Source organism: Oceanobacillus halotolerans (genome assembly GCF_010993955.1).
GTDB classification, from domain to species: domain Bacteria; phylum Bacillota; class Bacilli; order Bacillales; family Amphibacillaceae; genus Oceanibacillus_A; species Oceanibacillus_A halotolerans.
Window position 1 is genome coordinate 93,795 of the sequence record NZ_WIXL01000012.1, and the last position, 8,344, is coordinate 102,138.

At 36.0% G+C, this 8,344-nt stretch carries 9 protein-coding genes and 1 rRNA gene; 4 read left to right on the forward strand and 6 right to left on the reverse strand.

The window, feature by feature from the left end:
* The first annotated feature begins 16 nt into the window (after window positions 1-16).
* Complete coding sequence (locus GHC26_RS12920) at window positions 17-304, forward strand: YtzH-like family protein (RefSeq protein ID WP_163971694.1); 288 nt, start codon at window positions 17-19, stop codon at window positions 302-304.
* On the opposite strand, the gene GHC26_RS12925 is transcribed toward GHC26_RS12920, so the two are convergent.
* The 3 genes from GHC26_RS12925 to thpR form a co-directional block, all read right to left on the reverse strand.
* Complete coding sequence (locus GHC26_RS12925; RefSeq protein ID WP_404821797.1) at window positions 291-1,097, reverse strand: phosphotransferase; 807 nt, start codon at window positions 1,095-1,097, stop codon at window positions 291-293. The genes GHC26_RS12920 and GHC26_RS12925 overlap by 14 nt on opposite strands.
* A 662-nt stretch (window positions 1,098-1,759) precedes the next feature.
* Complete coding sequence (locus tag GHC26_RS12930; RefSeq protein WP_163971696.1) at window positions 1,760-2,677, reverse strand: NERD domain-containing protein; 918 nt, start codon at window positions 2,675-2,677, stop codon at window positions 1,760-1,762.
* Window positions 2,678-3,250: an RNA 2',3'-cyclic phosphodiesterase gene (gene thpR / locus GHC26_RS12935; protein WP_163971697.1), complete on the reverse strand. Its 573-nt coding sequence runs from the start codon at window positions 3,248-3,250 to the stop codon at window positions 2,678-2,680.
* Window positions 3,251-3,417: 167 nt separating this feature from the next.
* On the opposite strand from thpR, the gene GHC26_RS12940 reads away from it, so the two are divergent.
* Window positions 3,418-3,636, forward strand: a complete 219-nt coding sequence (locus GHC26_RS12940) for an HTH domain-containing protein (RefSeq protein ID WP_163971698.1) — start codon at window positions 3,418-3,420, stop codon at window positions 3,634-3,636.
* Window positions 3,637-3,742: 106 nt separating this feature from the next.
* On the opposite strand, the gene GHC26_RS12945 is transcribed toward GHC26_RS12940, so the two are convergent.
* Entirely contained in the window at window positions 3,743-4,459 is a 717-nt protein-coding gene (locus tag GHC26_RS12945; protein WP_163971699.1) for a pseudouridine synthase, read from the reverse strand.
* Window positions 4,460-4,470: 11 nt separating this feature from the next.
* Window positions 4,471-6,090, reverse strand: coding sequence for a putative polysaccharide biosynthesis protein (locus GHC26_RS12950; protein ID WP_163971700.1), 1,620 nt, complete (start codon window positions 6,088-6,090; stop codon window positions 4,471-4,473).
* A gap of 167 nt (window positions 6,091-6,257) precedes the next feature.
* Here GHC26_RS12950 and GHC26_RS12955 point away from each other — a divergent pair, with 167 nt between their 5' ends.
* Window positions 6,258-7,529, forward strand: a complete 1,272-nt coding sequence (locus tag GHC26_RS12955) for a BaiN/RdsA family NAD(P)/FAD-dependent oxidoreductase (RefSeq protein WP_163971701.1) — start codon at window positions 6,258-6,260, stop codon at window positions 7,527-7,529.
* A 74-nt stretch (window positions 7,530-7,603) separates the two neighbouring features.
* The gene (locus tag GHC26_RS12960; RefSeq protein WP_163971702.1) at window positions 7,604-7,798 is read left to right on the forward strand and encodes a hypothetical protein; all 195 of its coding nucleotides are present in this window, start codon (window positions 7,604-7,606) and stop codon (window positions 7,796-7,798) included.
* Between the two features lie 281 nt (window positions 7,799-8,079).
* Here the strand turns inward: GHC26_RS12960 and rrf are convergent.
* Window positions 8,080-8,195 (reverse strand): 5S ribosomal RNA (rrf, locus tag GHC26_RS12965).
* Window positions 8,196-8,344: the final 149 nt, after the last annotated feature.

Here is an 8,344-nt window from a genome sequence, read left to right on the forward strand (position 1 = left end):
CAACGAGGTGATGGAAATGGGATTAAATGTTGATGACCAATTAATGCTATTACATGATATATTAAGTGAACAATCGGAGGACTGCTGTGCAAATGTTTCAGAACATCAGCAAATAAAACGTTTAGTAAAGGCTATGATGGCAAATAACAGTATTTCGGATGAACAACTTTTGCAACTCTTACCAGAGATCTATAATTATGGACGTGAAGGAGAAGTTGTTCAAAACATGGAAGAACATATTACGACTAATCAGCCGAATTTAGAAACATGGATGCATGCCATTGAGCAAACTAAATTAAAATAGTTTCTTTCACATAGTTTGTTAATTCTTCTAATTGATGACGTTGTTCCCATGCTTTATCATACTCGTGGCGTTCCATATGCCAACTAAAGTATTGTAAAGCATCCAAAATAAGATACCAATACATGCGCTCAACTAATTCATGACGATAGGTTACACCATAATTATTTAACCATTCCTCCCACTTATCTCTAGGGATATACGATTTAAGCAGTAAGCCAAAATCCATAACAGGGTCCGCAATCATAGCGTTATCCCAGTCAATTAAGTATAAATGGCCCTGTTTCGTTAATAACAAATTGTTATGGTTTAAATCACAATGACAAACAACCTGTTTCTGATTTCGAGTTACTGGCAACAACATCTCTAGGCAATGAAGAGCATCCTCGACTTCAGGATAGGCAGAGTAAAACTCATTCCTGTTCAACCTTTGTTTTATGGACATAAGCCGTTCGTCCGTTGTTAATGGTTTTTTTCCTAGTCGCATTAGCATGTGTAGCAATTCAGTAGAATGGTGAATTTTATATAATAGGGTTGCTACCTGTTCATGTTGCATTTCTTCTGGTTTTAATTCTCTAGCGTCTAAATACTCTTGTGCAGTAATGACATCCCCATTTTCCATCCGCCTTGTCCACACTAACTTCGGAACAATTCCTTCTGCAGATAAAACCGCTAAAAATGGTGAAGAATTGCGTTTAACGAATAAACGACGATTGGTTGTTTCGGCAATATAGGCATCTCCAGTAAGTCCACCAGCTGGAGTTACTTTCCACTCTTTACTAAACGCTAATTTAATCCATTCCACTTTTGATTCCTCAAATCTATCAAAATTTACTTGTTATTCAGTTATCCATAGGCGTAATTTTTTATAATTTCCACACAACAAGAAAACAGACATGTGAATAGATTACCTAATAAATGTTTGTAATTCAAGTTTTTAGAAATGGTAATAAGATGTTCTTATTAAAAAGGCTGTTTTCTATAAGATTGTGACTTTCTAGTATGAAACGTCCTGCATATAAGATGTATTATGTGCAATAATTTTATCTATGAATACCGCTACGGAAATACACTACGCTAGATCGTATTTTATTTTCTTGTAAGAATCATCATAAGCTAATACATAGTTGATTGGAGCGTAGGACAGTCGACTCCTGCAGGAATAGCACGTATCCGAAGACCCCGCAAGAAGCGGTCTTTGCTTCTAAGGAGGCTGAGGCCGTGCCTGCGGTAAAGTAGACACTGTGAAAACGAAAAGTTTGAACAGATATCGCACTTATGCCCCTGGTGAAAGCGAAGTATTCTGCTGGAACTAATTCAAGCACTCAATCCTCGTGAATGAGGAAAGGCGACTGTCCGGAGCGGAAATCAACCACACTATTTTACTGCGCATTATATAGATTATGGTCATATAAAACAAAAACGTATGCGAAAAGCCCTTGAAAAAAGTAGGATTATTTACGAGTCCTCTTCTTCAACAAATATTAAGGAATCCTCTTCCCACTCTGGACGTTTTACAGCGTTTGTTTGACAATATTGCAATAAGGCTTCCGCCACCTTTAATTGTCTATTTTTTAATGGCATAACTAATTTTCTTTTTTCATTAAACCAGCTTTTGTATTCTTTTTTACCAATAATTTGTGTGTTATAGGGCTCACTTCCATACGAAATATAATTAGTACGAGACAAAACCACTTTTTTAACTGGAAATGTAACTTGTTCTACTTTCAAAATACTTTTAATAATACTTTCCGTACGCTTTAAGGCGATCATTGGACTAATAACAGATCTTTTTTTATTTTCGGATACAAGCCCCCACTTTCGGTCATCTTCTGCAACAATTGTAGTAAACGGGTTATCTTCCATTAAATAAATGACCTCAATTCCTAATGGGCTGACTAAAATAATTTCACCATCCACAGGTGCATTATGAATAGAAAAAATTGGTTTATATAATAAAAGAAATGTATCAGGAAACCGCTGTAAAAAATATTTAAGAACGGGGTCTCTTTCATATGCTTTATTCATAAAAGACACTTCAGACACAGTTGATGTGGCCCACTTTAACTGAAAAGGAAACAACTTATCTAGATAATACCGCTTTAGTTCTTGTTCTGTTACTGGTAGGTTATTTTCATCTACCTGTTCCTCTTCTACTTTATTATTTTTTTCGTAACGTTTACGAAAAGCTTTCCATTTCGAAAAAATTGTCTCCTCTTCTTCTGGTGCCACAAATGGTTCATTATTTTCTTTCTCCCATTGATTCAAAAGCCTATTCCAATTGTCTTTTTTCAAGCGCATATATTGGCTTGGATATCGATAAATATTCCATTCATACCGTGAAACATAATCTTCCATTTTTATTAACTGTGCCATTTATTGTCCCCCAAGTAATGAGAATTCTTCCATTATTTTATACTTCGGGTTATTCTTTGGGAATATCTGAAAAACAACCACTTCATGAACAGACAAAACACGATGTGCATTTGGTATTTTTGTTGGAATCATGGAAAGTAAATTATTCTCAAGTTGTTTTCCATTCCATTTTTTTGCTAGGGTTATATGTGGTCGATACTCTCTTTTTTCTGGCTTAAACCCATTTTTTACAGTAATCCGTTCCACTTGATCATATAATCGAATAAGATCTGTTGTTTTTTCAACACCAGTCCAAAGTACCCGAGGTTGCTTTGGATCACCGAAAATTCCTAATTCCTCAATATTTACCTGAAAATGACTTATGTTTTCAAGTTCTTGTAAATCCTTTACTAAGTTGTCCAATGTCATTTGCTCTACGGCACCAAGGAATTTCATTGTAATGTGTAAATCATTCTGATGTGTCCATAACTTATATGGAAACCTATTTTTAAGTTGATCCTGTATTGCATGCAATTCTTTTTTCATAGGTTCTGGTAATGGTATCGCTATAAAATAATGAGGAGTCTCTGACACTTTTATCCCTCCATTAAACTGATTAGTACATTGATCCAACTATCCAACTACAAATTTAAAAATTTATACTTTTATCATATTCAGATTAGGTGTACAATAAAATTAATTACTACATAGATTCACAAGCAAGCACCACAAGGTTAATGAATTCATTAAGGAGTGGTTTTTTGAATCAAACAACATCCCGTATGCTTACTAGAGTGAAGGCTGTTTACCTTTTTATCCGAGAAAATGGGCCAATCTCAACTTCCGAAATTGCCGAAGAATTTGAGACAACAGACCGCACCATTCAACGAGACTTAAAAGTGTTAACACACCATAATCTTGTTAAGAGTCCTAACCGAGGTAAATGGGAAATTACAGATCGTAAGGTTAAAATATCTTAAAACAATTTATTAAGCCTTTGTGGTTCCTGATAAGATGATAAAACTTATCCCCTAATGAATACAATACAAGCCAAGCCAACATCTTATCCTTATAACTGGCAATAAGTCAGTTATTTTTTTGCCTTAAAGCATTCACTTCGTTGTTGGTTAATTCTCGATAGTCTCCTAATCGCAAACTATTATCCAGTTCCAGCATTCCCATACGAATACGTTTTAAGTAAACAACTTTCTTACCGACTGATTTAAACATTCGTTTTACTTGATGAAATTTACCCTCTGTAATGGTTAATTCCACTTCTGAAATTTCTCCTTCTTTTTTCACAACCAACTTCCCAGGTTTAGTCTCATATCCATCATCTAAGACGACTCCTGAAGCAAATTTTGTTATGTCCTCTTCTGTTACGAACCCTTCGATTTTAGCAAAATAGGTTTTCTCAATTTTCTTTTTCGGAGATGTTAACACATGAGCTAACTCACCATCATTTGTTAGAAGTAATAACCCCTCCGTATCTTTATCAAGGCGTCCTACTGGAAACGGGTTATACTGTTGAATATCCAACTGAAGAAGGTCAACTACCGTTTTATCTTGTATATCTTCCGTTGCAGATATAACCCCTTTAGGTTTGTTCAGCATAATGTATACATATGGCTTATACGATACAGTCCCCCCATTTACTTGAATATGATCAGTAATAGGGTCTATGTGTTGACTAGCATCTTTTACATAGGTTCCATTAAGGGTGACCTTTTTCTTTTTACATAACTCTTTTACCTCTTTTCGACTTCCATACCCCATATTTGCTAATAACTTATCTAAACGCACACAAGCACCCCCTATCTGCGTTTAAAGATTCGACCCAATACACGAACCCGTTCTCCTAAGACACGTTCTAATAATGTTGATTGATAGGCAAACCATAAATAAATTCCGCCACCTAATCCAACACCAAGTGACAGCATTAAAATAGCGTGTACTCTAACTTCTTCATAAGAAAGAAAGTTTCCAAAAATAACCTTGACGATCCAAATCGTCAATAGCATAAAACTGTTAAAGATACAAATTAACAAAAAGCGTTTAAAGGTTTGTCTAAATGAAAAGCCTATCGTATGCTTCACCCTCCAAAGGTTAAAACATACAGCAGTTCCAACTGCAAGTGTTGTCCCAAAAATAGCACCTTTTGCTCCAAAGAAGTGTATAAGTTGAATATTAAATAGGACTTTCATCAATAATCCAGCTGTTAAACTAACAACAGCAAATCGTTGCTCATTAATCCCTTGTAAAATGGCAGCAGAAACCGTAAATAGCGCAAAAAGAAGTGCAACTGGGGCATACCATGCGAGTAGCGGACCTGTTATATCAATATTTGTCAATCCATATAACGATCCATAAGCTACATCGGATAAACTCGATAACCCAACTACTGCTGGAACAACAAGTACTAACACGATTTGTAGTGATTGATTTATTTGTTGATTAACTAAATCTTTATTGTTCTGTGTATATGATTTCGTTATAGCTGGAATTAAAGCTAGCGATAAACCGGTAGCGATCGTAACCGGAATAATGACCAGTTTATGCCCATAAAAATTGATAACCGAATAGGCAATATCTGCAATTTCACTTTGACCTATAGTTAACATTGCCCGGTTGAATGTTAATAAATCAACAAATTGATATAACGGTGTGGCAATTCCTACTAATACAAATGGCCCTGCATATCGAAATAACTCTAGAAATAAGCTTTTCGTTGGAATCTCATACTTCTTCGTCTGCTGCTGAATTTGCTTATGAATATGGTGTTTTCGCTTTTGCCAATATATCCATAGTACAGCACAAGAAGCTAATGCACCAACAAAGGCTGCGAATGTTGCTAAACTAACAGCCGTTGCAATTGTCCCATCAAACAGTTTGAGGACGATAAAAGCTGCACTTAATAAAAAAACAATACGTACAATTTGCTCAATCACCTGGGATATAGCAGTAGGTCCCATTGATTCATAACCTTGAAAAAAACCACGTACAATACTCATGACTGGAATAACTAATAGGGCGAAACTAACCATTCGTATGACAAGGGTTACATCCCCCACAGAGTTTTGAAAGTCATCGTCTGGAATGACCATTTTCGCAAGTGTTTCTGCACCGATAAACAAGGCTACAAAAGCGAGAAAACCCGTCACCGTCATTAAGGTAAGACCCGCACGAAACATACGCATTCCCGTTTCATAATCACCTAGTGTGTTATATTTCGAAACAAATTTGGATACAGCAAGTGGAACACCTACTGTGGATATACTAATTAATATATTATACGGTGTGTAAGCATACGAAAATAATGCACCACCTGTTTCACCTACTAAGCTGTTAAAAGGAATAACATAAATCATTCCTAAGAATTTTGATAAAAATGTTGCTGCTGTTAGCAACATGGTCCCTCTTACAATGTTCGACATCATTTCACCTGATTCTTATTTATTCTCACCTTTCGTTATTTTATCATATATAGAGCATGACTTGATAACGTTTATCTCAAAATAGGGTAAAATCTAAAAGTAATTCATGAAATAATATCGATTGAGGTGGAAAAATGGTAAGATACATACAGAAAGGAAGGAAACAAATGACATACGATTCAATTGTAATTGGTGGGGGTCCTTCTGGATTAATGGCTTCCATTGCAGCAGCAGAGCATGGAGCAAATACCTTATTAATTGAAAAAGGGAACAAATTAGGAAAAAAATTGGCGATATCAGGTGGTGGGCGGTGTAATGTTACAAACCGTTTATCAGAAGAAGAAATCATCAAGCACATTCCTGGAAATGGGAAATTTTTATATAGTGCGTTTTCTGTATTCAATAACTATGACATTATCCAGTTTTTTGAAGACATGGGAGTGGAATTAAAAGAAGAAGACCATGGACGAATGTTTCCCGTTACGAACTCCGCCAAAACGGTTGTAAATGCTTTAATTCATAAATTAGAAGAACTAAATGTGGAAGTCAAAATGAATACTCCAGTACAAGCTGTTCATTATGATGAGGATAACCATACTGTTATATTGGAAAACGGATTAAAGTTGAATACTCGTTCACTTATCATCGCTGTCGGAGGAAAAGCAGTCCCACATACTGGCTCTACAGGTGATGGTTATGCATGGGCAAAAAAGGCGGGTCATACTGTAACCGAGCTTTATCCTACTGAGGTAGCGTTAACATCAAATGAAACCTTTATCCAAAATAAGAGCCTTCAAGGCTTATCCTTACGTGATGTTAAACTAAGTGTATTAAATAAAAAGAACAAACCAATCATAACTCATCAGATGGACATGTTGTTTACCCATTTTGGTATTTCCGGACCAGCAGTATTACGGTGTAGTCAATTTGTTGTCAAAGAATTAATGAAAGGCAGAGAAGCAGTAAAAATGGAGCTTGATATCCTAGCTAGCCGTAATGAAAATGAACTTATTAACACGATTATGTCGCAATTAAAACAACATCCAAAAAAATCCATAAGAAACGTTCTAAAAGGGCTAATTCCAGAACGATTTTTAGTATTCCTTTTAACCAATCATGACATTCCGGAAGATCAAAAAGCCTCTAACATATCAAAACAATCTGTTCAAGAATTAGTACATCAAATAAAGCATTTTACATTTCATGTTCATGGGTCACTGCCTTTAGAAAAAGCATTTGTAACTGGTGGAGGGATCTCCATAAAAGAAATTAAACCGAAAACAATGCAATCCAAAATCATGCATGGATTGTATTTTTGTGGAGAAATATTAGACATACATGGTTATACAGGTGGGTATAATATAACCTCAGCACTTGTTACAGGGCGTTTAGCTGGGATGAATGCTGCCTTAGAATCCACTAATACAACTGGTAGTTGATTCCTGGCATGATATTTAAAAAATGAACCATCCTATATAGTGTAAGGGGACAATAAAGAAAGGATGGTTTAGCAATGCGAAAAAATGCAATGTGGCTACCAATTATCGCATCTGTAGGCGTGGGAGCAGCAGCTTATTATTCCATGACGAAAAATAATCAATCACTTGGTCGAACCGTTCAAAATGTTTTACCATTCATGTCAAATATGGGTGGAAATGGAGGCCAACAACAGCAACAACAAATGGGAAATAATAGTGGTTTAAACTAATATAGCTATAGCGGGCTTGCAATAGTCGAAAAAATGCTACAGGTACCCTACTATTGCTAACGTTGCCTAATCTTTAGCAACTGATCATTTTTATGTAGTATAAATCCATCCCTGACAACACGTTTGATGCACACTTCTTAACATTAGAAAACTTGGCTATCACCAAGCCTTTTCGCGATAGCCTTAGTTGCACTTATGCAGGAGGAGCGTTTTATACTTTCCTATATGCCAAAATAAAAAGTCCTAAGATAGGTGGTTACTATCTTAGGACTTTTTCAGTTGCCTGGCGGCGTCCTACTCTCGCAGGGACAAAGTCCCAACTACCATCGGCGCTGGAGAGCTTAACTTCTGTGTTCGGAATGGGAACAGGTGTGACCTCTCCGCTATTGCTACCAGACATTTTATTATCAAGTATAAATTAAATGTATGTATTTAATTTATACCCTAAAAACTAAATAAGAGTATGTTCAACGAAACAACGAATTAGATAGTTAAGTCCTCGATCGATTAGTATCCGTCAGCTCCACGTGTCACCACGCTTCCACC